This window comes from Thermopolyspora sp. NPDC052614 (assembly GCF_040678635.1).
GTDB lineage: Bacteria > Actinomycetota > Actinomycetes > Streptosporangiales > Streptosporangiaceae > Thermopolyspora.
Genome location: NZ_JBFATZ010000006.1, coordinates 340,026 through 365,538, shown reverse-complemented (window position 1 = coordinate 365,538; position 25,513 = coordinate 340,026). Strand labels below are relative to the sequence as shown.

At 71.3% G+C, this 25,513-nt stretch carries 17 protein-coding genes; 8 read left to right on the top strand and 9 right to left on the bottom strand.

All coding sequences use genetic code 11. From position 1 onward, the window contains the following. Positions 1–82: 82 nt before the first annotated feature. Complete coding sequence (locus AB0K60_RS16125) at positions 83–952, top strand: LysR family transcriptional regulator (RefSeq protein WP_364054413.1); 870 nt, start codon at positions 83–85, stop codon at positions 950–952. Positions 953–1,013: 61 nt separating this feature from the next. On the opposite strand, the gene AB0K60_RS16120 is transcribed toward AB0K60_RS16125, so the two are convergent. The 4 genes from AB0K60_RS16120 to AB0K60_RS16105 form a co-directional block, all read right to left on the bottom strand. Further along, a complete protein-coding gene (locus AB0K60_RS16120) occupies positions 1,014–2,519 on the bottom strand; it encodes an aspartate aminotransferase family protein (RefSeq protein ID WP_364054410.1) in 1,506 nt (501 codons plus the stop codon). 349 nt (positions 2,520–2,868) lie between these two features. After that, complete coding sequence (locus tag AB0K60_RS16115; RefSeq protein WP_364054407.1) at positions 2,869–3,927, bottom strand: T3SS effector HopA1 family protein; 1,059 nt, start codon at positions 3,925–3,927, stop codon at positions 2,869–2,871. Between the two features lie 314 nt (positions 3,928–4,241). Further along, the gene (locus AB0K60_RS16110; protein ID WP_364054404.1) at positions 4,242–5,654 is read right to left on the bottom strand and encodes a HAMP domain-containing sensor histidine kinase; all 1,413 of its coding nucleotides are present in this window, start codon (positions 5,652–5,654) and stop codon (positions 4,242–4,244) included. A gap of 69 nt (positions 5,655–5,723) precedes the next feature. Then, the gene (locus tag AB0K60_RS16105; protein ID WP_364054402.1) at positions 5,724–6,398 is read right to left on the bottom strand and encodes a response regulator transcription factor; all 675 of its coding nucleotides are present in this window, start codon (positions 6,396–6,398) and stop codon (positions 5,724–5,726) included. A gap of 189 nt (positions 6,399–6,587) precedes the next feature. On the opposite strand from AB0K60_RS16105, the gene AB0K60_RS16100 reads away from it, so the two are divergent. From AB0K60_RS16100 to AB0K60_RS16085, 4 genes are all read left to right on the top strand, one after another. After that, positions 6,588–7,790, top strand: a complete 1,203-nt coding sequence (locus tag AB0K60_RS16100; protein WP_364054399.1) for a DUF2092 domain-containing protein — start codon at positions 6,588–6,590, stop codon at positions 7,788–7,790. 403 nt (positions 7,791–8,193) lie between these two features. Continuing rightward, positions 8,194–9,072, top strand: coding sequence for an ABC transporter ATP-binding protein (locus tag AB0K60_RS16095; RefSeq protein ID WP_364054396.1), 879 nt, complete (start codon positions 8,194–8,196; stop codon positions 9,070–9,072). Further along, a complete protein-coding gene (locus AB0K60_RS16090) occupies positions 9,059–10,414 on the top strand; it encodes an ABC transporter permease (RefSeq protein ID WP_364054393.1) in 1,356 nt (451 codons plus the stop codon). The genes AB0K60_RS16095 and AB0K60_RS16090 overlap by 14 nt, the downstream gene beginning before the upstream one ends. Positions 10,415–10,638: 224 nt before the next feature. Further along, positions 10,639–11,118, top strand: coding sequence for a hypothetical protein (locus tag AB0K60_RS16085; RefSeq protein WP_364054390.1), 480 nt, complete (start codon positions 10,639–10,641; stop codon positions 11,116–11,118). A gap of 76 nt (positions 11,119–11,194) precedes the next feature. Here AB0K60_RS16085 and AB0K60_RS16080 read toward each other — a convergent pair whose 3' ends face one another. From AB0K60_RS16080 to AB0K60_RS16070, 3 genes are read right to left on the bottom strand one after another with little or no spacing between them, the layout of a single operon-like run. Continuing rightward, complete coding sequence (locus AB0K60_RS16080; protein WP_364054387.1) at positions 11,195–12,004, bottom strand: ATP-binding cassette domain-containing protein; 810 nt, start codon at positions 12,002–12,004, stop codon at positions 11,195–11,197. Positions 12,005–12,023: 19 nt separating this feature from the next. Continuing rightward, entirely contained in the window at positions 12,024–12,824 is an 801-nt protein-coding gene (locus AB0K60_RS16075; RefSeq protein ID WP_364054384.1) for an ABC-2 family transporter protein, read from the bottom strand. 2 nt (positions 12,825–12,826) lie between these two features. Further along, positions 12,827–13,498, bottom strand: a complete 672-nt coding sequence (locus AB0K60_RS16070; RefSeq protein WP_364054381.1) for an ABC-2 family transporter protein — start codon at positions 13,496–13,498, stop codon at positions 12,827–12,829. Positions 13,499–14,153: 655 nt separating this feature from the next. Between AB0K60_RS16070 and AB0K60_RS16065 the strand changes: the two genes are divergently transcribed. Further along, positions 14,154–15,806 (top strand): protein kinase, encoded by a 1,653-nt coding sequence (locus tag AB0K60_RS16065; protein ID WP_364054378.1) that lies wholly within the window; start codon positions 14,154–14,156, stop codon positions 15,804–15,806. Positions 15,807–16,176: 370 nt separating this feature from the next. Here AB0K60_RS16065 and aceA read toward each other — a convergent pair whose 3' ends face one another. Next, positions 16,177–17,484, bottom strand: coding sequence for an isocitrate lyase (gene aceA, locus AB0K60_RS16060; protein ID WP_364054375.1), 1,308 nt, complete (start codon positions 17,482–17,484; stop codon positions 16,177–16,179). Positions 17,485–17,879: 395 nt separating this feature from the next. Between aceA and AB0K60_RS16055 the strand changes: the two genes are divergently transcribed. Both AB0K60_RS16055 and AB0K60_RS16050 read left to right on the top strand, forming a co-directional pair. Then, entirely contained in the window at positions 17,880–19,349 is a 1,470-nt protein-coding gene (locus tag AB0K60_RS16055; protein ID WP_364054372.1) for a helix-turn-helix domain-containing protein, read from the top strand. Positions 19,350–19,714: 365 nt separating this feature from the next. Beyond that, positions 19,715–20,941: an acyl-CoA dehydrogenase family protein gene (locus AB0K60_RS16050; RefSeq protein WP_364054369.1), complete on the top strand. Its 1,227-nt coding sequence runs from the start codon at positions 19,715–19,717 to the stop codon at positions 20,939–20,941. A 203-nt stretch (positions 20,942–21,144) separates the two neighbouring features. Here AB0K60_RS16050 and AB0K60_RS16045 read toward each other — a convergent pair whose 3' ends face one another. Continuing rightward, positions 21,145–25,323, bottom strand: a complete 4,179-nt coding sequence (locus AB0K60_RS16045) for a CHAT domain-containing protein (protein WP_364054366.1) — start codon at positions 25,321–25,323, stop codon at positions 21,145–21,147. Positions 25,324–25,513 lie beyond the last annotated feature (190 nt).

The window sequence follows — 25,513 nt, the reverse complement described above, 5'->3', positions numbered from 1 at the left end:
AGTCGGTCGCGTAGGGTAATCAAGCGAGGTGATCTCTGCGATGTTCCGGAAACGCCGGGGTTCTGTGTCCTAGCTTCGTTTCATGAATCTGCAGCAGCTCCGATACGTGGTTGCCACTGCGGAGCACCGGACGATGACCGACGCGGCCCGGTCGCTGTACATCGCGCAGCCCGCTCTCTCCCGCGCGATCCGCGACCTGGAACGCGAGCTCGGCATGACCCTGTTCGCCCGCTCCGGGCGGGGAGTGGTCGTGACGCCCGAGGGGCGCAAGGTGGTGACCCTGGCCAGGGAGGCGCTGGGCGCCGTCAGCCAGATCGCCGCACTCGCCGCCGGCCCCTCGAACGCCGGAGCCGAACTTCGCATCGCCTCGACCACGGCCCTCCAGGCGGGCCTGTCGAGGTTCCTGGTGCCGAAGTACAACGAGGAGCATCCGGCGGTCCGCGTCACGCCCGTTCCCTGCGACGGCCGGGAGGGCGTGGTGAACGCGATCAGGGAACAGCGCGCCGAGCTCGGGCTCACCGAACTGCCGGTGCCCCCCGACCTGGTCGGCCACCCGCTCGAACGTCAGGAAATGGTGCTCATCGCGGCGGCGGATTGGAACCTTCCAAACCCCGTCCCTCTCACCCGTCTCCACGGGATGAAGCTGATCCTGCCCCCTGCGGGCACCCCTCGCCGCAGAGAGCTGGACCAGCTTCTCGCCGGTCTCGGGGTGATCCCCGCGGCCGCCCCCGAGCCCGACGAGCGGGTCGGCTGGGTGGGCGCCGTGCGCTCCGGACAGGCCGCCCTGCTCGGCCACCGTGGCCTGTCGGAGCAGGCCATGCGGGCCGGCCTGGCGATCCGGCCGCTCGATCCGCCCATCCGCAGGGTGATCGCGATCGTGCACGCACGGCGACGGCTGTCCACCGCCGCGCAGGACTTTCTGGCGATCGTGGAACGCGGCTCCGCCGCCTAGGGCCGCCCCTGGTGGCGACCCCGGCGGCGGGCGACGAGGCGTACGGCGATTTTGGACCGTTTCACGAATACAGAATCGCCAGAAAACGCACGAGAACGGCCTCGCGGGTGGGAGCGGGGAGTGCGTCGAGCACGGCATTGACCATAGCCATCTCCGGGGCCATCTCCGGAGTTCTCCCGAGGGCTTCCTCACGGCCCTCCTCCGGAACGGTCCCGGACGCCGCCCCCGGACGGCCGAGACCGGCCAGGTCGACCCCGGCCGACGCCGCCAGTTCGGCGAACGTCGCGTCGTCCATGTCGTCCAGCACGCGCGGATCGAGCGTCGCGACGAGCTCGGCCAGCCCTTCGGGCACCGGCGCGGGTCCCCGCGACCGTGCCGCGTCGGCCGACTCGGCGATGACCTTCAGCAGCGCCTCGACACCGGCGAGGGTGGCGCCGCTGACCGTGATGTGCACATTGGCCGGGATGCCGGCGTAGGAGAGCTGCGGCTGCAGGAACCAGCCGCGACGGCGCGCCTCGTCCGCCAGGACGAACACGTCGACGTCCTCGCCGGCGATCGCCACCAGCGACGCCGCCGGCTCCCCGAGCACCCGCAGCCCGGGGATCTCCGCGACGCCCGCGACCAGCCGCCGTGTGGCCTCCAGCGTCGCACGCCCCAGCTCCCGATACCCTTCCCGCCCCAGCGCCTGCAACGTCGCCCACGCCGCGGCGAGCGGCCCGGCCGAGCGCGAGCTCTGCACGGTCGCGTTGATGATCGTGTAGCCGGGCCACGCCGCCGAGGCGAAGTAGGCGCGCCGCCGCAGCGCCGGGTCGGCGAACAGCAGCACCGAGGCGCCCTTGGGCGCGTAGCCGAACTTGTGCAGGTCACAGGAGATCGACGTGACCCCCGGCACCGACAGGTCGAACGGGGGGACCTCGGCCCCCGCCTCGCGCAGCCACGGCAGCAGCCAGCCGCCGACGCACGCGTCCACATGGCACAACACGCCGCGATCCCGCGCCATCGCGGCGATCTCCGCAACCGGGTCGATCGCCCCCTGCGGGTAGGAGGGCGCCGACGCCACCACCAGGATCGTGCGCTCGTCCACCGCCCGCGCCATCGCCTCCGGATCGGCCCGGTAGGTGACCGGGTCGACCGGCACCGGCGCCACCTCCACCCCGAGATAGTGCGCCGCCTTATGGAACGCCGGATGCCCGGTCACCGGTAGCACCAGCCGCGGCGTGCCCGCCACCGGCCGCGCGTCCCTGGCCGCCTTCACCGCCAGCATGATCGACTCGGTCCCGCCGCCGGTGAAGATCCCCGGCGTTCCCGGCCCGCCGCCGAGCAGCTCCGCCACCGCCCCCACGACCTGCCGCTCCAGCGCCACGATGCTCGGGAACGCGGTCGGGTCGAGCATGTTCACCTCGAGCATCTCCGCGTGCGCCCGCGCCGCCGCCTCATGCACCTCCGGCCGCCCGGTATCGTACACGTAGGCGGTCACCTTCCCGCCGCGCACCGGCAGGTCCGCGCTCCGCATGCGGGTGATCTCGCTGATCAGTTCGTCGGTGCTCCGACCGTTCTCCGGCAGCATGGCCTCTCCTCGGGGGGCGTCTCACATCCGTCGGACATGGAACTCATCCGAGCGCCATTCTGTCCTGTGATGACGCCGCCTCCGCCGGTTCCGGCCGCCGGGCCGGCGGCCGCGTCCGTGGCCGGGATGCCGCGCGGGTCGCGGTCGCGATGGGTGCCGCAGGGGAGGCGTACTGCCGGCTTCAGGTCACCCCGGATCACTAAACCCGTTTCAACCTGGCCAGAAGGTCGGACTGGGCCCGCCTGCGTTGGCCGGAACACGGCCACCCCGCACTGTGGGCCGGCCTGGGATGCGATGGCCAAGGCCGCACATACCTGTCCTTACCAGCAAGCTTGAGGTTGAAAAGGGTTCACTTGGCCGCGCCTGTGAGACGCGGGGCGAGCGGCCTCGTCCGCCCTTTGCCGTGCAGGTGCGGGTTGTCCGGGTCCACACCCCCGGCCCCAAGTCCGGTCCTGACCAGCCCGATGAACTCCTCGGCGTTGGCGACATCGGAATTATTTGCGATCACCTTTTTGATGATCTCGGAGCGCGACTTGCTGAAACTGCTTTGCAGGCCGTGGTACTTGGGCTCCTCCGCCCAATAGATTCCGGGGGCGACGGATGATTCGAACAGGGGCCCCTCTGAGACGAATGCCTCTGAGGGCGCCGCCCCCGCCACGGTGGTGACGATCCGGTCGCCGACGACGTCATAACCTGCTTCCTGGAATTTGCCGAGCGTGTAATAAACGACGATCTTGTCGAGGTGGATCGTCCTCACAGGGTGACTCTCCGTGCTGAGCAGGACCTTGAATCCCCGGAAGTACGGTGAGATTCCCTTGTCGGTGAACAGCGGCAAGAGGCGCTGGGCGATACTCAGGCCGTGTATCTGCTGCGTCACGTTGACCACGATGCGGCGGGCGATGTCTTTCTGGCACTGATCGTTATCCGGCAGTGGATATTCGGCGTTGTCGAACTTCACAAAGTGACTATCGTTCAGCAACTCGTGCGCCGGCTTCTGGTCGACGGCGCCCTGTACCGTCAGCGTGTATCCGCCGGCTTTTGCCGCGTTCGCCAGTTCTGCGATGGTCTCCTGAGCCGTAGGCTGTTGCAGGTATCCAGACTCCCCCATGGCGACCAGGTCATAAGGGTCTTTCTGCTCAAGATTAACGTCGGTTTTTCTCTTTCCCTCGCTGTAGTACTCCTGGTAAATCGTCTTCAGCTTCTCCTCGTCTGCCTGCCGGGCGGAGGCCGCAGCCTTCTCGATCGCGGACGCCGCCTCCATGTCCATCTGGAACGTCCGCCGCCAACTGGCCGCCGCCGCTTGAAGGCGAAGCCGTGTCTCCGCGAATTTGGGGTTCCCGGTCTGCGGGCCTGGGTCGCTGGACCTGCGTTCGTGTTTCTTTTTCGGCTGCTCCATCGGTTGATCCACCTGGCCATCCTCCTTCGCCGGTTCTCGGTTCGCGCCTTTCGGCGGGCCGGAGAAGTCCGTCCTGTGGCATGGGCATCGCATCGGCGATTTGGCGTGACGCCGCCCACGACCTCCTCCTTGAGCACCCCAATGGTTCCGTATTCGGAGGTGTCCAGACACCTTCTATAAAGGTAGTATTTTTGTATCCTACTTGACTGTGGAAGCGTCCATATATAGTGATGTCAACATAGGTTTGGGTGGAAAGTCCGATATCATCGGATATTCCGAAAACCGCGTTGGGAGATCGGCCGTCCCCCTGAGCCGTGTCACCAGCCTCACGGGAAGGAACGGCCGGGGCGCCGCGAATCCTCCTCGCGCGGCAGGGGAAGGTGGACGACGGCGCGCAGGCCAGGGGCGGCGTCATCGAGGGAGACCCGGCCGCCGTGCGCCTGTACGGTCTCCCGGACGATGGCGAGACCGAGCCCGGCGCCGCCCTCGTCGCGGCTGCGGGCGCTGTCCAGGCGGGTGAACCGGTCGAAGACGCGCTCGCGGTCGGCCTCGGGGATGCCGGGCCCGTCGTCGGCGACCGTGAGGACCGCCTCCGGGACCGGGCCGGCGATGGCGCGCAGGCTCACCTCCACCTTCGAGCCGGCGTGCCGTACCGCGTTGTCGATCAGGTTGGTGAGGACGCGGCCGAGGTCGATCGCGTCGCCGTACACGATGATCGGGCCGAGGGACTCGACCGTGACGGCGACGCGGGCCTCGGCGTAGCGGTCGGCGGTCTGCCGGGCCAGGTCGTCCAGGTCCACGGGGTCGCGCCTGGCGGGGCGGCCGCCGCTCTCGTCGAGGCGGGCCAGGGCGAGCAGGTCCTCGGCGAGACGGGACAGGCGCAGGGTGTCCTCCAGCACGCCCGCGGCGGTCTCCGGCCAGTCCTGCCGGTCCGGGTGGCCGAGGGCGACCTCCAGTTGCAGGCGCATGCTCGCCAGCGGGCTGCGCAGCTCGTGCGCGGCGTCGGAGACGAGGGCGCGCTGCCGGGCGTCGGCCGCCTCCAGCCGGGCGAGCATGTCGTTGAGCGTGGTCGCCAGGCCGTGCACCTCGTCGTGCGACTCGGGCACCGGCAGGCGGCGGGAGCGCACCCGGCCGCTGATGTCGGCCGCGCCCCGGCGCAGCGCCTCGATCGGGCGCAACGTCCGCCCGATGATCACCCAGCTCGCGGCGGCGAGCAGTACCATCAGCAGCGGCGTGCCGACGACCAGCAGCCTGCGTGTCGTGGCGACGCTCGTCACGATCTCGCCGAAGGGCCGCGCGACGATCACCGTCCGGCCGTGGTCGGCGCTGTGCACGACCACGCGCAGCGGGTCCGGGATGCCGTACGGCCTGCCGTCCAGAAACAGCGCCTCGCCGTCGCCCCGCCGCAGCTCGGCCGCCCGCGCCCGCGCCGAGAGCAGCGGCACCAGGCGGTCCGCCCCGGCCGTGGCGTACGTGATCCGCCCGGTATGGTCGAGCACCTGCACGATCGTGCCGCCCGGCGCGTCCACCGGATCGGTGAGCCGCCCGGTGTCGACCAGCGACACCACCTGTCTGGCCTGCTGGTGGGCCGCCTCGTCGGTGGTGGCGATCAGCGCCTGCCCGAGCACCCCCAGCAGCACGGACGCCGCGGCGGCCAGCGCCAGCGCCAGCACCACCGACGCCGCCGCCGTCAACCGGAACCGCAGGCTCTGCCGCCGCCACCACCTCAGCACGGCCACGACGCGTCGATTCCGTCCGGCGCCTCGCCGGGCGCGTCGTGGATCTCGGGCGCGGGCGCGCGGCGCATGTCAGCCGCCGTCGCCGGAGAGGCGGTAACCCGCGCCGCGCACCGTCTTCAGCGCGTTGCGGCCGAACGGCACGTCGATCTTGCGGCGGAGGTAGCCCACGTACACCTCGACGACGTTGGGGTCGGTGTCATAGGCGTCCCACACGTGCTCGAGGATCTCGCTTTTCGACACGACCTCGTCGTGGTGGCGCATGAGGTACTCCAGCAGGGCGAACTCCCGGGGCGTCAGCTCCACCTCGGTCCCCCCGCGGGTCACCCGGCGGCTCGCCGGGTCCAGGGTGAGGTCGCCCGCCGTGAGCACGCTGGGCCGCCGCCGGGATCCGCGGCGCAGCAGGGCCCGCAGCCGGGCCACGAGCACCACGTACGAGAACGGCTTGGTGAGATAGTCGTCGGCGCCGAGATCGAGCCCGTCGGCCATGTCGTACTCGCCGTCCTTGGCCGACAGCATCAGGATCGGCACCCAGTTCTCCTCCGCGCGCAGCTGTTTGCACACGTTGTAGCCCGACAGCTTCGGCAGCATGATGTCGAGCACGACCACGTCGTAGTCGCCGATCCGGGCCAGGTGCAGCCCCTCCTCACCGTCGTAGGCGAGATCGACGGCGAACCCCTCGGCCTGCAGCCCGCGCTGGAGCGCGCCCGCCATGCGCCGCTCGTCCTCGACGACGAGTACCCGCATCGTCCCTCCCGTCCGATGGTGCTCCCCATCCTGACCTGGTCGCCTGAGATCGCGCTGAACGTGGCTGAGAACTCTCTCAGTTTGTCTCAGCTTCGGCACAGGATGCGTCCGCCAGGCTCGGAGGCATCGAGGGATTCAGACGTACCGTAAAGGAATGACATGTCCCCAGAGATACGCAGGAGCCGGGCGGTGAGATGGGGCGTCCCCGTCGTGGCGGTGGCCGTCGTCGGAGCGGCGGTCGGCGCGGGACCGGTGATCGCGGCCGTCCAGGGTGACCCGACCCTGCCGGAGCGCACGGCCGAACAACTGCTCGCCGACCTGGTCGAGGCCGGCCGGTCGGGCACGGTGCCGCCGCTGTCCGGGACCGTCGTGGAGACGGCCTCGCTCGGCCTGCCCGCGCTGACCGCGCTCGGCGGGTCCGAGAGCTCCCCGGCGTCGCTGCTCGGCGGCGTCAACCAGATCAAGGTCTGGTACGGCGGAGCGGGCAAGGTGCGACTCGCCCTTCCCGGCCGCATGAGCGAGACCGACCTGATCATCAACGGCGACCAGGTGTGGCTGTGGGAGAGCGCCACCAACACGGCCACCCGCTTCAAGACCCCCGACGTCGAGCGACGCGGCGGCAAGGACACGGAGGGGCACGGCCCGCTCGGCGGACGCCCGTCCGGCACGGCGAGCCCCCTGCCCACCACGCTCACCCCGCAGGAGCTGGCGCGCCAGGTGCTGGAGAAGGTGGACGACGACACGGCGGTCAGCGTCACCAACACCGAGCGCGTCGCCGGGCGCGCCGCGTACCAGCTCGTGATCGCGCCCAAGGACGAGGCGTCCCTGGTGAAGGAGATCAGGCTGGCGGTGGACGGGGAGACCCTGGTGCCGCTGCGCGTGCAGATCCTCGCCGACGGCGCGACGGAGCCCGCCCTAGAGGTGGGCTTCAGCTCGGTGACGTTCACCCCGCCCGCGTCGGAGATGTTCGCCTTCACGCCGCCCGCCGGGGCCAAGGTCACCGAGAAGACGCCCGACGCCGCGCGGAAGGGGCACGAGGCGTCCGACGCGGAGAAGAAGGCCGAGCACAAGGCCCCCGAGGGCGTCAAGCGGATCGGCGAGGGCTGGACGACCATCGTGTCGGTGCCGATGACCGAGCGGGAACTGCTCAGCGGCGACCGCCCGGGCGGGAAGGGCCCGCAGGGTGATTCGGCCGAGGCGCGTCAGGCCCGGGAGAACGCCCAGCAACTCCTCAAGACCGTCCTGGCGTCGGCCAAGCCGGTCAGCGGCGCCTGGGGGAGCGGCAAGGTGATCGAGACCAAGCTCGTCTCCATCCTGATCACCGACGACGGCAGGGTGCTGGCCGGGGCGGTCACGCCCGAGGCCCTGGTCGAGGCGGCGGGCAAGAAGTGAGCGTGCGCGACCGGCGAGCCCACGGGCACGCAGCCGACGCCGGTGCGCGCCCGGAACGGGAGACGACGTGACACGGGTGGCGACGGGGGCCGGGACTCGGACAGGGACTCGGACAGGGCCTCGGACGGGGGCGGAGCCCCCGTCGCCGCCGGAATCGCCGTCGGAAGCGGGGACGACGGGCTCCGCCGCAGCGCCCCCGCAGTCACAGACGAAGCCGCAGTGGGGGGCACGGAGGGTGACACACAGTGGGGCACCCGATGGGGCACTCGATGGCGCATTCAGGGGGACATTCAGGGGGGCATCCAGGGAGGCACGGACGGCGGCGGCACCCGCGTCCCCGTCCGCCCCCGCGGGCCACGCGATCGTCACCCGCGGCCTCACCAAGCGCTTCCGCGGCGGCCAGGTGGCCGTTGACGCGATCGACCTGGCCGTGCCGGCGGGCTCGGTGTTCGGGTTCCTCGGCCCCAACGGATCGGGAAAGACCACCACGATCCGGATGCTGCTGGGCCTGATCGCCCCGACCTCGGGCGAGGTCGAGTTGCTCGGCGTGCCGATGCCCGCCGGGCAGGCGCGGGCGCTGCCCCGGGTGGGGGCCGTCGTCGAGGGCCCGGCCTTCTACCCCTACCTGTCGGGAGAGGCGAACCTGCGTCGGTACGACGCCGCCGATCCCACCGCCGACCCGTCGACCGCCCGCGCCCGGATCGGCGAGGCGCTGGAGCGGGTCGGCCTCGCCGCGGCGGCGCGCAAGCGGTACCGGACCTATTCGCTGGGCATGCGCCAGCGGCTCGCCATCGCCGCCGCCCTGCTCGGCCCGCGCGATCTGCTGGTGCTCGACGAGCCGACCAACGGGCTCGACCCGCAGGGCACCCGCGAGGTGCGGGCGCTGGTGCGCGAGATCGCCGCCGACGGCACGACCGTGTTCGTGTCCTCGCACCTGCTCGCCGAGGTCGAGCAGATGTGCACGCACGTCGGCGTTATGCGCACCGGCCGGCTCGTCGCCCAAGGCGCCATCGAGGATCTCCTCGGCGCGGGCGCCGCCCGGGTGCGGCTGACGACCGGTGATCCCGAGTGGGCGGTCCGCGTACTCGGCACGATGGGCCTGACCGACATCCGCGCCGCCGGCGACGAGGTCACCGCCGACGCGGGAACGATGGCGCCGGAGGACATCATCGCCAGGCTGGTCTGCCAGGACGTGGCCGTACGCAGCTTCGCCGTGATCACGCCGAGCCTGGAGGACGTGTTCGTGGGACTGACGGGGGAGGGCTTCGATGTCGAGGGCTGAGACCGCGCACGCGGCCACCGTGACCGGCGACCCCGCCCTGGTCGCGCCCGCGTCGGGGACGGGCACGGCCGTACGGCGGGGCGACGACCCGGCCACAGGCGTGCCGCAGGACGCCAGGACAGGTTCCGATCCCGGGACGCGGGCCGGGGTCGGAACCCATAACGGTGCCGAGCCCAGTGCTCAGGCCGAGGACCGGATTGAGGCCGGGACGCGGGCCGGGGCCGGAACCCATAGCGAGGCCGAATCCAAGTCTTGGGAGGACCATGCCGAGGCGGCGAGGGCCGGGGCCGAGGCCGAGGGCGAGGCAAGTACGAGCGCCGGTCCCGGAGCCGGGCCGGAGATCAAGGCCGCATCGGCGGATGTGACACCGGGCGGGCGCGCCCCCGCGAGCCGGGCACACAGCCCCGCGGAGGAGCCCGTCGCCGAGGTGATCGGCGACGGGGACGCCGCGCGACGGTCGGCCGGGCAGACCACGGTGGACGCCGCGCCGGCGGCGACAGCCGGCCGGGCCGCCGGTGGCGTGCGGGCGTTCGCCCGGCTGTTCGGCTCGGAGTTGCGCCTGCTGTTCCGCAGGCCGCGCAATCTGGCGGCGCTCGGGGCGCTGGCGGCGGTGCCGGTGCTCCTCGGGGTCGCGGTGCGGGTCGCAGGGCCGGGCGACGGCGAGGGCGGCGCGCCGGCGATCGTCACCCAGATCGCGGGCAACGGCCTGGTCCTCACCTTCGCCGCGATGTTCTTCCTGGTGCCGCTGCTGCTGCCGGTCGCGGTCGCGGTGGTCGCGGGCGACTCGATCGCGGGGGAGGCGAACTCCGGGACGCTGCGCTACCTGCTCACCGCCCCGGCGGGCCGTACCCGGCTGCTGGCGGTCAAGTACTCCTCGGTGGTGGTGTTCAGCCTGGCCGCGAGCCTGACCGTGGCGGCGTCGGCGCTCGTCACCGGGCTGCTGATGTTCCCGTCCGGGCCGATGATGCTGCTGTCGGGCGTGACCGTGCCCTTCGCCGACGGGCTGCTGCGGGTGTTGATCGTGATCGGGTACGTCACGGTGGGCATGGCGGCGATCGGCGCGGTCGGGCTGGCGATCTCGACGCTGACCGAGGCGCCCATCGGGGCCATCGCCGCCACCGCGGCCCTCGTGATCGTGGCGCAGGTGCTGCAGGCGATCCCGCAGCTCGCGGCGCTTGAGCCGTACCTGGTGACGAGCCACTGGAACGCCTTCGACGGCGCGTTGCGTGAGCCGATCGCGGTGGGGGAGATGCAGACGGGCCTGCTGGTGTTCGCCGCCTACATCCTGGTGTTCGGTTCGATCGCGTGGGCGCGGTTCACCAGCCGCGACGTGACCAGCTGAAAGATCCACCCGCCGACCGGCGCCGAGGACCCGGTCGTGCCCCGCCGCACCGGCTGCACGGTGGGGCACGACCGTTTTCCTTCTCGATCTTCCCCACGGGGAAGTGCGCCAGGTGACAGAATTTTCGGGCTCCGGCTAATGCCTGTGGGTTTGGGGCCTTTGTCGCTACTGTGGCCGCGACCACATCAGCGCACCCCCGGGCGCTCTCCTGCGAGGTGGTGGATATGCGGCACGTCTTCGGTTTCCTGCTTGGCATCCTGGTCACGGCGGCACTGTTGTTCGGCACGGGCTGGGCCACGCAGGGAGCCGTTCAGGGGGCGGCGAACCTCATCGCCCCGGTGAACCAGACCCAGGTCCTCGTCGCCCTGGGGGCGATCGCGGCGACCGGTCTGGTGCTGGGCCTGGTGCTCGTGGCCCGGTTGTCGCCTTTGACGGTGTTCGTCCCGTCGATCGTGCTGCTTGCCTGGACCGTCGTGTACGTCCTGGACGTCACCCGCGCCATGAACCTCGCTCCGGTGGCGGGGAACCTGCAGCAGGACCTGGTGCGGGCCGGCCGGGGCATGCAGACCCTGCTCGCCTCGGGGATCTACCTGATGCTGGGCATCGCGTTGTTCATCCCGGTCCTGATGCCCTCCCGCTGGGCCGGGCCCGAGCATGACGACGACGACTTCGACGACAACCGGGAGCAGTCCGGCTACTACTGATCCACCCCCGCCCAGATGAGCCCAGATGAGCCCGGATCAGCCCGGCCTCGGCGGGACCGGGCCGGACTCGGCGCGGTCAGGCGTCGGCGGCGGCTCCCGGCTTCGCGCGGTCGCCGGTGGCGCCCAGGTAGATGCGGGCGACCACGTCCTCGATGGAGGACTCCCCGGGGGCGGTGGCGCGCAGTTCGTCCACGGTGCCGTCGAAGCCGAGCCGGCCGTGGTCGATCAGCATCACGCGGCGGCACAGCCGCTCGATGTCGCCCAGGTCGTGGGTGGTGAGCAGCACGGTGGTGCCCTGCTCGGCGTTGACCTCGCGCAGGAACCCGCGCACTGCCGCCTTGCTCACCACGTCCAGGCCGATCGTCGGCTCGTCGAGGACGAGCACGGCCGGGTCGTGCAGCAGCGCGGCGGCGATGTCGCCGCGCACCCGCTGGCCCAGGCTGAGCTGCCGTACCGGGGTGTCGATGAAGTCGCCGAGGTCGAGCCGCTCGCGCAGCTCGGCCAGCCGGCGCCGGAACCGTTCTCGATCTACTTTGTAAAGGAGGCCGGTCAGCTCGAAACTGTCCCGCAGTGGAAGATCCCACCACAGGGTGGTGCGCTGGCCGAACACCACGCCGAGGTTCCGTGCCAGCGTCGTACGCCGCCGGGATGGGTCGAGACCGGCGACCCGGATGCGGCCGGTCGTGGGCGTGAGGATGCCGATCAGCATCTTGATCGTGGTGGACTTCCCCGCGCCGTTCGGGCCCAGGTAGCCGACGAACTCGCCGGGCCCGATGCGGAACGACAGCTCGCGTACGGCCTCGACGACGCGGCGCTCCCGGCGCAGCCGTCCCGGCCTGCGGCGGCGGATGGTGAAGGTGCGGCCCACCCCGTCCAGCTCGATCACCGGCGTCAACTCCCCGTGGTCAACTTCCCGTGGAACGATAGCGGCGCAGCCCCGCCCGCCAGGCGAGCGTCGCGAGCAGGGCCATGATCAGTGCGGCGACCGGCGAGGCGAACCGCAGCGCGTACGGCAGGCCGAGCGGGTCGGCGTGGTCCAGGACGTAGAGCCCCGGCTGCCAGTTGACGAACGCCAGCGGCACGATGAACGTGACGCCCCGCACCAGCTCGCCGCCGTACACGCTGAACGGGTACTGGGTGAGCTGGTTGCCGCCGTAGGTGAAGGCGTTGGCCACCTCGGGCGCGTCCACCAGCAGGAACTGGGCCGCGCCGGCGATGGTCCAGATGGCGATGAAGATGACGAGCCCGCATAGGATCATCACGGGGATCATCCACGCCCGCGACCACGGCACGCCGAGCTGCGGCAGTGCGATGCCGAGCACGACCACGGCCTGCCCGAGCCGCCCGAACCGCGGCGGCGAGAAGCTGTCCGCGGCGAGCTGCACGAACGGGCTGACCGGGCGGATCAGCATGGTGTCGAAGGCGCCCGACTTGATGTACGCCCCGATCTTGTCGGTGTTCCCGGCCAGCATGTCGGCCAGGGCGAAGGAGACGCCCGCCGTGCCGTACAGGAACATGACCTCCGGGAGGGTGAAGCCGCCGAGTCGCGTGGTATGGGCGAAGATCACCCAGATGGCGGCGATGTCGAGGCCGTTGACCACGAAGGAACCGGCGGTGAGCAGGGCGAGGGACCCCCGGTACTGCGCGGCGGCGCGCATCCAGGTGACGACGAGCAGCAGGTACATGCGCACGTTGGTGGCGATCACGCTCAGCCTCCCTGGATGACGACCTTGTGGCGCACCGCCCGGGTGGCGAGCGCGCCCGCGCCCAGCAGCGTCGCCGCCCACAGCGCCTGGAAGACGAGCGCGGCCGGGACGTCGGCCTTGCCGAGGTAGACGTCGGCGGGCACCTGGACGACCGCGGCCCAGGGCAGCGCCTGCGCGACGGCGCCGAGCCAACCCGGGAAGATCACCAGGGGGAGGATCATCCCGCTGAAGAACAAGGTCATGATCGTCGAAATCGACTGCACGCCGCGGTCGTCGATCACCCAGCAGGCCGACAGGGCCACCAGGTAGCGCAGGGCGAAGCTGACGATCACCGCGAGGACGAAGCTGATCAGGAACGCCGCCCAGGTGAGCGGGTCGGCCGGGGTGGTGATGCCGAACAGCGCCGCGCCGACCAGGGTGGGCGGGATGCTGCGGACGAAGAACAGGTACGTGGCGCGGCCGAAGTCCTCGGCGAGCGTCCACAGTTGCAGGGACGCCGGGCGGATCAGGTCGATGGCGACGTCGCCGGAGCGCACCCGCTGGGAGAGTTCGAGGCCGCCGCCGAAGACCTGCATGGGGCCGATGAACGCCTGGGTGAGGAAGCAGAAGGTGACGGCGTCGGCGACGTCGTATCCGGCCAGGTCCGGGCGGGCCTGCCACAGGGCGATGAGCACGTAGGCGCGCAGGATGCCGAAGACGGTGTTGGTGAAGGCGCCGGCGAACGCGGCGGCCCGGTAGGTGGCGTGGCGGCGGAAGCCGTACCGGAACAGGCGTAAATAAAGGGCGAAGGTCGGGCACCTCCAAGGGGGACGGGAGCCTTGCGATTGTAGTGAGCGATCGCCGGTCGGGAAACGTGATTTTCCGCGCCGGGGGGCTCGGTGGCAGGGGACGGGGTGCGGGATCTTTCATCGGCGTCCGTTGTTCGGCGTCTGCGGGTCCGCTGTCAGACGGTCCGAAACGAGGACCGGGACGCTGCTCGCCGCCGGGATTCTCGGCGAGTGGAGGGCCGGTATCCGGTCATAGCATGATTTTTTCTGCCCTGTTATTGGGCGCCGGTGGATGGGATGAAGTGCGACCGGATATCGGCCGGGGCGGGGACAACGCGGTCCGAGCCTGGCCGCGCTTTTGTGACAACCGAGTCATATGTCCATGCAGGTCACACCTGTCATATCCACACCGGTAGGACCTTCCATAACAATGGCTCCTTACCTGAGGGGATGATTTTCCTTACCTGGCCATGCCGCTTGTGACCGGTAAGCCACCCGCGCCTGCCGTGCGGGCCACAGTGTGCTGTGCGGGATATCCGTCCGGAGAGAGGTCAATTTCCCGATGGCGAGTGGCGGAACGGGCCCCGGCGGCGGCGTGCCCCCGGGCGTGCGCCCGCTCACGGTCGGAGACCCGGTCATCATCGGCAGGTACCTGCTGCTCGGGCGGCTCGGCCTCGGCGGCATGGGCGTGGTGTACCTCGCCGAGCATCCCGGCGGCGGTCTCGTCGCGCTCAAGACGCCGCAGACCGTGCACCTGGCCGATCCGGTGTTGCGGGCGCGCTTCGCCCAGGAGATCGCGTTCTCGCGGCGGATCGTGCCGTTCCAAACGGCGGCGGTGATCGAGGACGGGGTCGATCGGGACCGGCCGTATCTGGTCACCGAGTACATTCCGGGCCCGGCGCTCTCCCAGGTGGTCGCCGCGCGTGGGCCGCTCATGCCCGATCTCGCGTACGGCGTGGCCCTCGGCGTGGCGGCGGCGCTCGTCGCCGTGCACGAGGCGGGGCTGGTGCACCGCGACCTCAAGCCCGGCAACGTGCTGCTGTCGACCGCCGGGCCGTACCTGATCGACTTCGGCATCGCGTTGGACGTGGACGCGGCCGCGTCGCACACCCAGGCCGGGCGCATCATGGGCAGCCCCGGCTGGGTCGCGCCGGAGCGGCTGCTCGGCGGGCGGGCCACGCCCGCCTCCGACATCTTCGCCTGGGGATGCCTGGTCGCCTATGCCGCGACCGGGCACCACCCCTTCGGCTCGGGCGACGCCGACGTGCTGGCCCGGCGCATCATGGTCGAGGAGCCGAGGCTCAGCGCGGTGCCGCGGCTGTTGCGGGCCCCGGTCACGGCCGCGCTCTGCAAGAATCCCGCGGACAGGCCCACCGCCAGGGAACTCCTCGGCGCGCTGCTGGCCGCGGGCGGGGCGGGGGCGCCGGACGACCTGCGCGGCGCGGTCGCGTACGTGCTGGAGGAGATCTGGCGGCCGGTGCCGTACCCGCGTGGGGCGGCCATCGTCGCGCAGGGGAAAGAGACGGGAAAGACTTCGGCTGCGATCGGGATTTCGGCCGGCCGGAACGGGAAGGGCACGGCGGAGGGGAGACCGCCGCGTCGTGGAATGCCAAGGCGCGGCGGCCGGGTGAGCGCCGGCCTCGCCGCTCTCGCCACCGTCTCGCTCACCGCGCTCGCCGTCATGGCCGTCGGCGCCGACGGGCGTCTGGACACGGGCTGGGGCGTGCCCGAGCGCATGCCGTACGTGGTGCCCGGAGGCGCTGGGCCGGTCGAGCCCGGGCGGTTCATGCGGCCCGGCGGGTCCGCCCCGACCACGGTGAGGCCGGACGGCTCGCGTCAGGCCGGCTCCGAATCCCCCGGCGAGCCGGAACCGGAGGCCGTCGCCGGGAAGAATCGCGATGCCCGGCCGCTGGAGGAACCTGCGATGTCCCCCGTGCTGACCCGCCCGCCCGGCAGGGCGCGCGGATCGGGCCTGCCGTCGCCGCCGGTCATCCGCCCGCCTGTCATGCCGCCCACCCGGGGCGTCGGCGTGCGTCCGCCGTGCCACAGGGGGCCGGGACGCCCCTGCGGGCCGGGGAATCCCGCGACCGGGTTCCCCAGGCCGACCGGCGGCATCACCCAGATTCCCGCCACGGGAGACGGCGAGTCACCGGACCCGGCCCCGACCGAGACGGCGACCGCATCGCCGACGTCCGTGCCCAGTCCCAGCACCTGAGCCTCCCGTGGCGCGGAGCGAGCCCGTGCGGCCGACGCGTGGGCGGCGACCACAAGGCCGCGCACCCCTTGGCGCTCTCTGGGCTGCGTGGGGGAGAAGGGAGCGGCGCCCCGGATACGCACCCGCTCGGACGGCCGTCACGACCATGTTGAGCAGGACCGGGCGTGGCCTCGGCCCCACCGCGTCATCCGCGAACCGCCGACCAGGGCGACGCGCCGTTGTCGGTCTGCTGGGGACCGGGCGACCAACGGTGCCCTCATCCCCTGACAACGTGAATCGGCCCGGCCGAGGGATCCAGGGCCGGGCCGATTTCGTTGGGGTATCCCCCGATCGGGGTGGGCGTCGATCGGAGGCGTCGGACGATCGCCGATCAGTGCGCGTGAGCGAACTGCTCCTCTTCGGTGGAGCCCTTCAGCGCCGTCGTGGAGGAGTCGGGCGAGATCGCCGTGCTGACCAGGTCGAAGTAGCCGGTGCCGACCTCACGCTGGTGCCGCGTGGCGGTGTAGCCGCGCTTCTCGGCCGCGAACTCGCGCTCCTGCAACTCGACATAGGCCGACATGCCCTCGTGCGCGTAGCCCTGGGCCAGGTCGAACATCGAGTAGTTCAGCGCGTGGAAGCCCGCCAGCGTGATGAACTGGAACTTGTACCCCATGTGGCCGAGTTCCCGCTGGAACTTGGCGATCGTGGACTCGTCCAGGTGCGCCCGCCAGTTGAACGACGGCGAGCAGTTGTAGGCGAGCATCTGGTCCGGGTAGTGCGCCTTGATCGCCTCGGCGAACTCGCGCGCCACGGTGAGGTCGGGCGTGGAGGTCTCCATCCACAGCAGGTCGGCGTACGGCGCGTAGGCGAGGCCGCGGGCGATGCACGCAGCGATGCCGTTGCGCACCCGGTAGAAGCCCTCCGCGGTGCGCTCGCCGGTGACGAACTCCTGGTCGCGGGGGTCCACGTCGCTGGTCAGCAGGGTCGCGGCCTGGGCGTCGGTCCGCGCGATGACCAGGGTGGGCACGTCGCACACGTCGGCGGCGAGCCGCGCGGCGTTGAGCGTCTTGATGTGCTGGCCGGTCGGGATGAGCACCTTCCCGCCGAGGTGTCCGCACTTCTTCTCGGAGGCGAGCTGGTCCTCCCAGTGCACGCCCGCGGCACCCGCCGCGATCATGCCCTTCATCAGCTCGAAGGCGTTCAGCACGCCGCCGAAGCCGGCCTCGGCGTCGGCCACGATCGGCGCCATCCAGTACGGCTGCCGCTGCCCGTTCGCCGAGTCCGCCGCCTCCGCCCAGGCGATCTGGTCGGCGCGCATCAGGGCGTTGTTGATCCGGCGCACCACGGCCGGCACCGAGTTGGCCGGGTACAGGCTCTGGTCGGGGTAGGTAGCCCCGGCCAGGTTGGCGTCCGCGGCGACCTGCCAGCCGGACAGGTAGATGGCCTTCAATCCCGCCTTCACCTGCTGCACCGCCTGGTTTCCGGTCAGCGCGCCCAAGGCGTGCACGTAATCCTCGGTGTTCAGCAGTTCCCACAGCCGCTGGGCGCCGAGCCGGGCGAGAGTGTGCTCCTCCAGAACGGAGCCGCGAAGGCGAACAACGTCTTCGGCCGTGTAGGTCCTCTCGATGTTCTTCCAGCGCGGGTTGGTCTCCCACTCTCGCCGCAGCTCGTCTGCGGCTCCCTTGAGGCGATCGTTCATCGGTAACTCCCTTGGTCGTCCCCTGGGGCCTGTTTCGAGTCTGTGTGTGACCGGTCCACAACATCAAGGTGACTAGTCCAGAAGAATGATAAAATTTTCTGTTTAGCGAAGATTTGCTGGCATTCAGTGGAGAAGAACAGCGAAGTTTCTGCTATGGACTAGACCAATTGTTGTGACGTGGGTCACGCGAATCGCGCTGCGATGCCGTACGGATGAGGCGAGGAAGGGCGTGGCGCACGGGAGTCGCGGCGGAGCGCGGACGGCGGCCGGAGAAACCGCGGCCGGCGGGGTGCCCGGAGTGCCATGCGGCCCGAGCGGGCGGCGCTCCGCGTGGGCTGCGGTTCGGGCGATGCCGAGACTAGAAGAAAGCCGGATTTTTCACCTAAGATCTGGGCATGGCGTCCTTGGTGGGTGAAGAACCGCTCTCTTTGACGCAGGAGCTCGATCTGCTGGCGTTCGGCCAGCGCCTGCGGCACCTGCGCAAGCAGCGCGGGCTGACCCTGTCCGAGCTCGGCGAGAGGGTCTCCCGCGCGCCGAGCCAGTTGTCGCTGCTGGAGAACGGCAAACGCGAGCCGAAGCTGTCGCTGCTGAAGTCGCTCGCCGCCGCGCTCAACGTGCCCGTCGAGGAACTGCTGCGCCGCCAGGCCCCCAACCGGCGCGCCCAACTGGAGATCGCGCTGGAGGAGGCGCAGCGGGACCCCATCTACGCCGCGCTCGGCCTGTCGAAGCTGAAGGTGTCCGCGCGCGTCCCCAACGACGTGCTGGAGCACCTGCTCGCCCTGTACGAGGAGCTGAAGGCCCGCCAGGCCAAGGGCACCGCGACGCCGGAGGAGGCCCGCGTGGCCAACGCCGAGCTGCGCCGCAAGATGCGCGAGCAGGGCAACTACTTCGCCGAGATCGAGCAGGCCGCGGGTGAGGCGCTGGCGGCCGTCGGCTACCGCTCCGGCGCGCTGTCGCAGAGCACGGTGATGGCGCTCGTCACCCACTTCGGGTACACCGTGCACACCGTGCAGGACCTGCCCCGCTCCGTCCGCGCGATCATGGACCTGCGCAACCGGCGCATTTACGTCAAACATCAGCAGGTGGGCATGCACAGCCCGCGTACCATCCTGCTGCAGACCCTCGGCCACCTCGTGCTCGGCCACCACAAGCCCCGCGACTTCGCCGACTTCCTGCGCCAGCGCACCGAGGCCAACTACTTCGCCGCCGCCGTGCTCGTGCCCGAGCACGCCGCCGTCGCCTACCTGAAGGAGGCCAAGCAGAACCGGGCGCTGTCCGTGGAGGACCTGCGGGACGTGTTCGCCGTCTCCTACGAGATGGCCGCCCACCGGTTCACCAACCTGGCCACCCACCACCTGGACCTGGTGTGCCACTTCGTACGCAACGACGCCGGGGGGATCATCTACAAGGCGTACGAGAACGACGGCATCGTCTTCCCCGCCGACGAGCAGGGGGCGATCGAGGGGCAGCGGCTGTGCCTGCAGTGGTCCGGCCGGCAGGTGTTCCGCTCGCCGGACAGGTTCTCGGTGTACTACCAGTACTCCGACTCGCCGACCGGGAGCTACTTCTGCGTCGCGCACGTGGACCCGTCGCGGGAGCGGGACTTCGCCATCACGCTGGGCGTGCCGTACCGGGAGTCGCGGTGGTTCCGCGGACGCGAGACGACCAACCGCACCAAGTCGAACTGCCCCAGCGGTGACTGCTGCCGGCGTCCCCCCGCCGAGCTGGCGCAGCGCTGGGAGGGCTACGTCTGGCCCTCGGCCCGCGCGAACTCCCACGTCCTGGCGGCCCTGCCGCCCGGCTCGTTCCCCGGCGTCGACGACACCGACGTCTACACCTTCCTCGAACAGCACTCCGGGACCTGACGAGCGCACCCGCCCGGCCCCTCCGGGAGGCGGCACCGCCGTGACCGCCCGCCTCCCGCCCCTCGCCGGCTCCGCGAGCAGATCCGACCGTGCCGCCCGCCGTCGCCGGCCCCCCGAGGCGGCCCCCTCGCGAGCGTCCGGCCGATGCCCGCCTCCCGTCGGCCCGGCGAGCGGCCCCGCCCGCAGGCGTCCGCGTAATTCGTGGTAATTAGGGGATCAGTCCAGTAAGCGTCACCCGGACGCTCACCGGCGGGAGACCTCGGTACGCGGACTCCGCCGGCTGACCGGCCGCGCCTCGGCCACTCCGCCGAGGCCGTACCCGGACTGGGGGAACGGGCACAGAACCTGCGAGGAGATTTCCACGAATGACCGAAACCGCGACCGGGTTCTGCCCGGAGCCGAGCGAGGACGTGCGCGAGGTGCGCGACTGGGTGCACGAGTTCGCGGCGTCGGTGATCCGCCCGGCCGCCGCCGAGTGGGACGAACGCGAGGAAACCCCTTGGCCGATCATTCAGGAGGCCGCCAAGATCGGCCTGTACTCGCTCGACTTCTTCGCCCAGCAGTGGTTCGAGCCCAGCGGCCTCGGCATCCCCGTGACGTTCGAGGAGCTCTTCTGGGCCGACGCCGGCATCGGCCTGTCGATCACCGGAACCTGCCTGGCCGCCGCCGCCGTCTCCACCAACGGCACCCCCGAGCAGGCGGGCGAGTGGCTGCCGGAGATGTTCGGCACCGTGGACGACGTCAAACTGGGCGCCTTCTGCGCCTCCGAACCGGACGCCGGCAGCGACGTCGGCTCCATCCGCACCCGCGCCGTGTACGAGGAGGCCACCGGCGACTGGGTGCTCAACGGCGTCAAGAGCTGGGCCACCAACGGCGGCATCGCCAACGTCCACGTGATCGTCGCCTCCGTCGACCCCGCCCTCGGCACCCGCGGCCAGGCCTCCTTCATCGTCCCGCCCGGCACCCCCGGCCTCTCCCAGGGCCAGAAGTTCAAAAAGCACGGCATCCGCGCCTCCCACACCGCCGAGGTCATCCTCGACGAGGTCCGCGTCCCCGGCTCCTGCCTCATCGGCGGCAAGGACAGACTCGACGCCCGCCTCGCCCGCGTCCGCGAAGGCGGCAAAAGCGGCGAACAGGCGGCCATGCGCACCTTCGAAACCACCCGCCCCGCCGTCGCCGCCATGGCCGTCGGCATCGCCCGCGCCGCCTACGAGTACGCCCGCGACTACGCCCGCGAACGCGAACAATTCGGCCGCAAAATCGGCGAAAACCAGGCCATCGCCTTCCTCCTCGCCGACATGGCCACCCGCGTCGACATCGCCCGCCTGCTCACCTGGCGCGCCGCCTGGATGGCCCGCAACGGAAAACCCTTCAACCAGGCCGAGGGCTCCATGGGCAAACTAGTGGCCGGCGAAACCGCCGTCTGGGTCACCGAACAGGCCATCCAGATCCTCGGCGGCGCCGGCTACACCCGCGACCACCCCGTCGAACGCTTCCACCGCGACGCCAAGATCTTCACCATCTTCGAAGGCACCTCGGAGATCCAACGCCTCATCATCGGCCGCGCCGTGACGGGTTTGCCCGTACGGTGACCTCTCCGTACCGAGACGGGGGCGACCGGCCGCTTCGCGAGAATGACGCAGCCGCGGAGGCCCCTCGCCGGTGAGCGGGTGGAACCGGCCGTCACGGTCCTCGGCTCGTCCGGAGCGGATCCGCAGCGCGGTACCCAGGTTGCTCAGCCGTCCGGCGAGATCCGGATGGTCGGCAGGGTGGTGTCGGAATCATCATCGAGGGCTCAGGCCCCGGCGTGGATGTAGCCGGCCCACAGCGAGGGCAGGTGGGGATACCGGTCGCGGGCGGCGCGGATTGTGTGGTGGAGCGCGTGGGCCGACCGCGCCGGATCCAGGCCGTCGCCGTCGTCCAGCGCGGTGTAGAAGGCGTCGGCGACGTCCACCGCGAAGGCGTCGTTGACCTCCCACAGGGTGCCGATGACCCGGGGAAAGCCCGCGAGCTGGAGGGCCGAGACCAGGTGGATGGACTCATCGAGCAGGCGCACGTCGGCGGTGAAGGCGGTACGGCACGCCGAGAGGTACGCGAGCCGCGCCCGGTCGAGGTGGACCGCGTTCAGGGCGGCGACGGTGAGCGGCTCGGTCCGGTGGTCGTGCAGAAGCAACCGGCTCCGGGAGGGGTCGGCGGGATCGCTGACCCCGTGGCAGGCGAAGTGCGTGATCGCGCACTCGGGCAGATGGGAGAGGACCTCGGCCCTGGTAGGAATGGGCGTCGCCGTTCCGGCGCCGGAGGGTGGGGGCTCGACGAGCAGCACCGGCCCGGGCAGGCGGGCGCGCAACAGTTCCGCCTCGGCGGCCACGTGCTCCAGTGGCGCGGCGACGCCCGGAGTGTCGGGCATCGCCACGATCAACGACTTGGTTTCCTGCGCGGGGTCCCGGGTACGACCACGCGCGTACCCCAGGGCGCGCACCGTCGGGGTGTACGAGGAGACGACGCGGTCCATGACCGTGTGCCCTGAGGGCGTTCCCGGAGCCGTGACGTGATGACCGGCGGCGTGCAGCGGGAGCAGGCCGAGGATGCCTCCCGGCGCCCACCAGACCCGCGGCCAGACGCCGTCCTCCGGGGGAAGGTCGTGGCCCAGCGTCCGCAGGACGGGCTCGGCGACGGTGTCCCACAGCCATCGCAGCGTGTCGTGCAGCCGGTTCTGGGCCGCTCGCCGTTGGGCGAAGGTGAGCCGCAGGTCGGTGGTGCTCGGCAAGGCGGAGTGGAAGGCGGTGACGTGCTCGATCAACGTGGCGGGTGACAGGTCGGGCAGGGGGCGTACGGTGATGTCGTTCTCGGTCAGCAGCAGCGCGTCACTGCGGTGGTCGGCGACGTTGATGATCACCACGGGCCCTTCGGCCGCCTGAGCGTGCAACTCCCGCAAGGCCGGTGGCAGGGCGAACGATTCGAACCCTGGTAACGAGCGGATCTCCTCCATCAGGGCGGCCAGGTCGGCGGCCGTGCGACGGCGATCGTCTCTCCCGGCCGTGACGCCGGGCCGGTCGTATCGGTCACGCAGCTCGGTGAAGCGGATCGCCAGGCGGGGGTGCCGCTCGTGGAGGTCGGTGAGGTCGCCGCGGGTGTCCAAGGACTGGCTGAGCAGGACACCGCGGCCCGCCTCCAGCAGGGCCAAGGCGCGGCCGACCCGTCGATCCTCCGGCAGACTCGGGTCGGAGAGCGCCAAGGCGGCGGCGTCGGCGGCCAGCCCGGCGAACGCGCGGAGCGCGTGCTGCTGGTCACCGCGTTCCAGGCGGCGGGGGGCCACCTCGGGGAGCAGCCGTACCGCCTGTTCCAGCAGACCGGCCGCCCGGCTCACCCGGGCGGGCATGTGGGCGGCCATGCGGGCGGGCGTGTGGGCGGGCATGGACAGCGAGGCGCCGTGGCGGGCGGCGCCGATCCGCAGGGACGGCGCCGCCGTGGCGAGGCCGGCCGCCCGCTCGAAGCACGCCGTCGCCTCGTCGGCGTCGGCGTGCGCCTCGTCCCGTCCGTGGCGGGCCCGCAGCGCGAGGCCGAGGTTGATCAGGTAGGCGGCCAGATCGGGGTGGTCGGAGGGAGCCGGTCGCACGGCCTCGCGTCCTGCCCGCACCGCCTCGTCGATGTCCGCCGGTGCCCCGGCTCGTTCGAAACGGGCGCGCAGCGCCAGGGTCAGGTTGCTGAGATACATCGCCCGGTCGGGGTGATCGGGTGCGACGAGCCGTGCCGCCCGGCGTCCCGCCTCCACCGCGTTGTCCAGGTCGGCGGGCACGCCGGTGTCTTCGAATCGCGTCCGCAACGCGATGCCGAGATTGTTCAGTTGTCCGGCGCGTTCCGGATGATCGTCCGGAGTGGCCGCGGCGGCGGCGCTCGCCGCCTCCACCGCCTCGTCGATGTCCGCTGAGACACCGGTCCGTTCGAACCGCGATCGCAAGGCCAGGGCGAGGTTGCTGAGGCGACCGGCCCTGGCCGGATGACCGGTCGGGGTGGCCGCCACGGCGCCGCGGCCGGTGTCCACCGCCTCGTCCAGGTCCGCCTCGGCGCCGGTGCGTTCGAACCGGATCCGCAGCGCCAGGCCCAGGTTGCTCAGCATGGCGGCGCGGTCGGGGTGGTCGGCCGGCGTCGCCTCGACCGCGGCGCGTCCGGCGTCCACCGCGTCGTCGAGGTCCGTCTGCGCGCCGGTGCGTTCGAATCGCATGCGCAGCGCCAGGCCCAGGTTGTTGAGACAGCCGCCACGGTACGGGTGATCGGCGGGGCAGGCCGCCACGGCGGCGCGCCCCAGCTCCACCGCCTCGTCCAGGTCGGCGTCCGCCCCGCCGTGTTCGAATCGCATGCGCAATGCCAGGCCCACATTGCTCAGGTACGACGCCCGTTCGGGATGGCGAGGGTCAGACGATTCCACGGCGGCACGGCCCGCCTCGATCGCCTCGTCCAGGTCGGCCGTCGACCCCGCCCATTCGAACCGGGTCTGCAGTACCAGGCCCAGGTTGCTCAGGTATCGCGGCCGCTCCGGATGATCGTCGGGGACGGCCGCCACGGCGGCGCGGGTGACCCGTACGCTCTCGTCCAGGTCGGTCCGCAGCCTCGTCCCCTCGAATCGGGTCTGCAGCGCGCCGCCCAGGTCGCTCAGGTATCGCGGCCGCTCGGGATGTCCGTCGGGGGTCGCCGCCACGGCGGCGCGCATGGCCGATATCGCCTCGTCCAGGTCGGAGGGCGGCCCGATTCCCCGTACGAACCGGTCGTGCAACACGCTGCCCAGATTGCCGAGGCGACCGGCGCGACCGGCGTGGTCGGCCGGCGTCGCCGCCAGGGCGGCGCGCGCCCACCGCACCGCCTCTTCCAGATCCGCCGTCGCCCCGGTGCGCTCGAACCGGGCCCGCAGTGCCAGGCCCAGGTTGCCGAGGCGCCCGGCACGGTCGGGGTGGTCGGCGGGGGTGGCCTGTACCGCCGAACGTCCCGCCGACACCGCCTCGTCGGCGTCCGCCAGGTTCCCGGTCTGCTCGAACCGGGCCTGCAGCGCGGTGCCCAGATTGCTCAGGTACATGCCGGGATCGGAATGATCGCCCGGGAGTGCCCGGACCGCCTCGCGCCCGGCCTCCACCGACTCGTCCGCGTCCGCCTGCACGCCCGTTCGCTCGAACCGGATCCGGAGCGCGACACAGAGATTGCTCAGACGGCCGGCACGCTCGAGGGCGTCGGCGGGTGTGGCCGCGACGGCCGCACGCGCCGCCTCGATCGCCTCGTCCACCTGCGGTAGAACCCCCGTCAGCTCGAACAGGCTCCGGAGGGCGAGGCTCAGGTTGACCAGCAGCCCGGGGCGCTCGGGGTCGTCGGCGGGAGCGGCCGCCATCGCTTGGCGCGCCAGTGTGACCGCCTCGTCCGCGTCGGAGGGTTCCCCGGTCCGCTCGTGGCGCATGCGCAGCGCGATGCCGAGATTGCTCAGGTGCATCGCCTGGTCGGGATGACCGGCAGGGGTGGCGGCCAGGGCCGCGCGTCCGAGCCGTACCGCCTCGTCCACATCCGGCGGCTCCCCGGTCCGCTCGAACCTGATCTGCAGCGCGATGCCAAGGTTTCCCAGCATCACGGCGTGGTCGGGGTGCCCGGGGGACGCGGCGTCGACGATGCGCCGCCACAGGTCCGCGGTGAACGTGATGAATTCCAGATCCGGGCTGTCCAGGGCCTGCCCCAGCACTTCCACGGCAGTGGGCGCCGCCCGGACGGCGAGTTCGGGCAGCAAAGGTTCGGGAAGGTCTGGAACCCCCGAGATGAAACACGGGGTGAGCATGTCCAAAGCGGCGTCCAGCTCCGCGGCGTCCGGCCCCTCGGGAAGCGCGTTGTAGCGATACCAGCGCAGCAATCCCAGCACGAGATACGCGTTGAGGTCGCCGTCGTCCGCGTCCAAGAGTTCGGTGAGGCGAGATGCCTCGACCAGCGCGTCAGGCTCCAGCACCGGGGCCCAATCCCGCTCGGCGTCGACCCGTCGCAGACGATCGCGAATCGCATTGATGTACCACTGTGAATCCTGCAAGGATTCCACCGCGCTTCCTCACCTGAACCAACGACAGGGTAGCCGAAACGCGCCCACGTGACGCAAGAATTACTTGATACGCTAATTCGAGGGGATTCTGCGGACTGCTCTG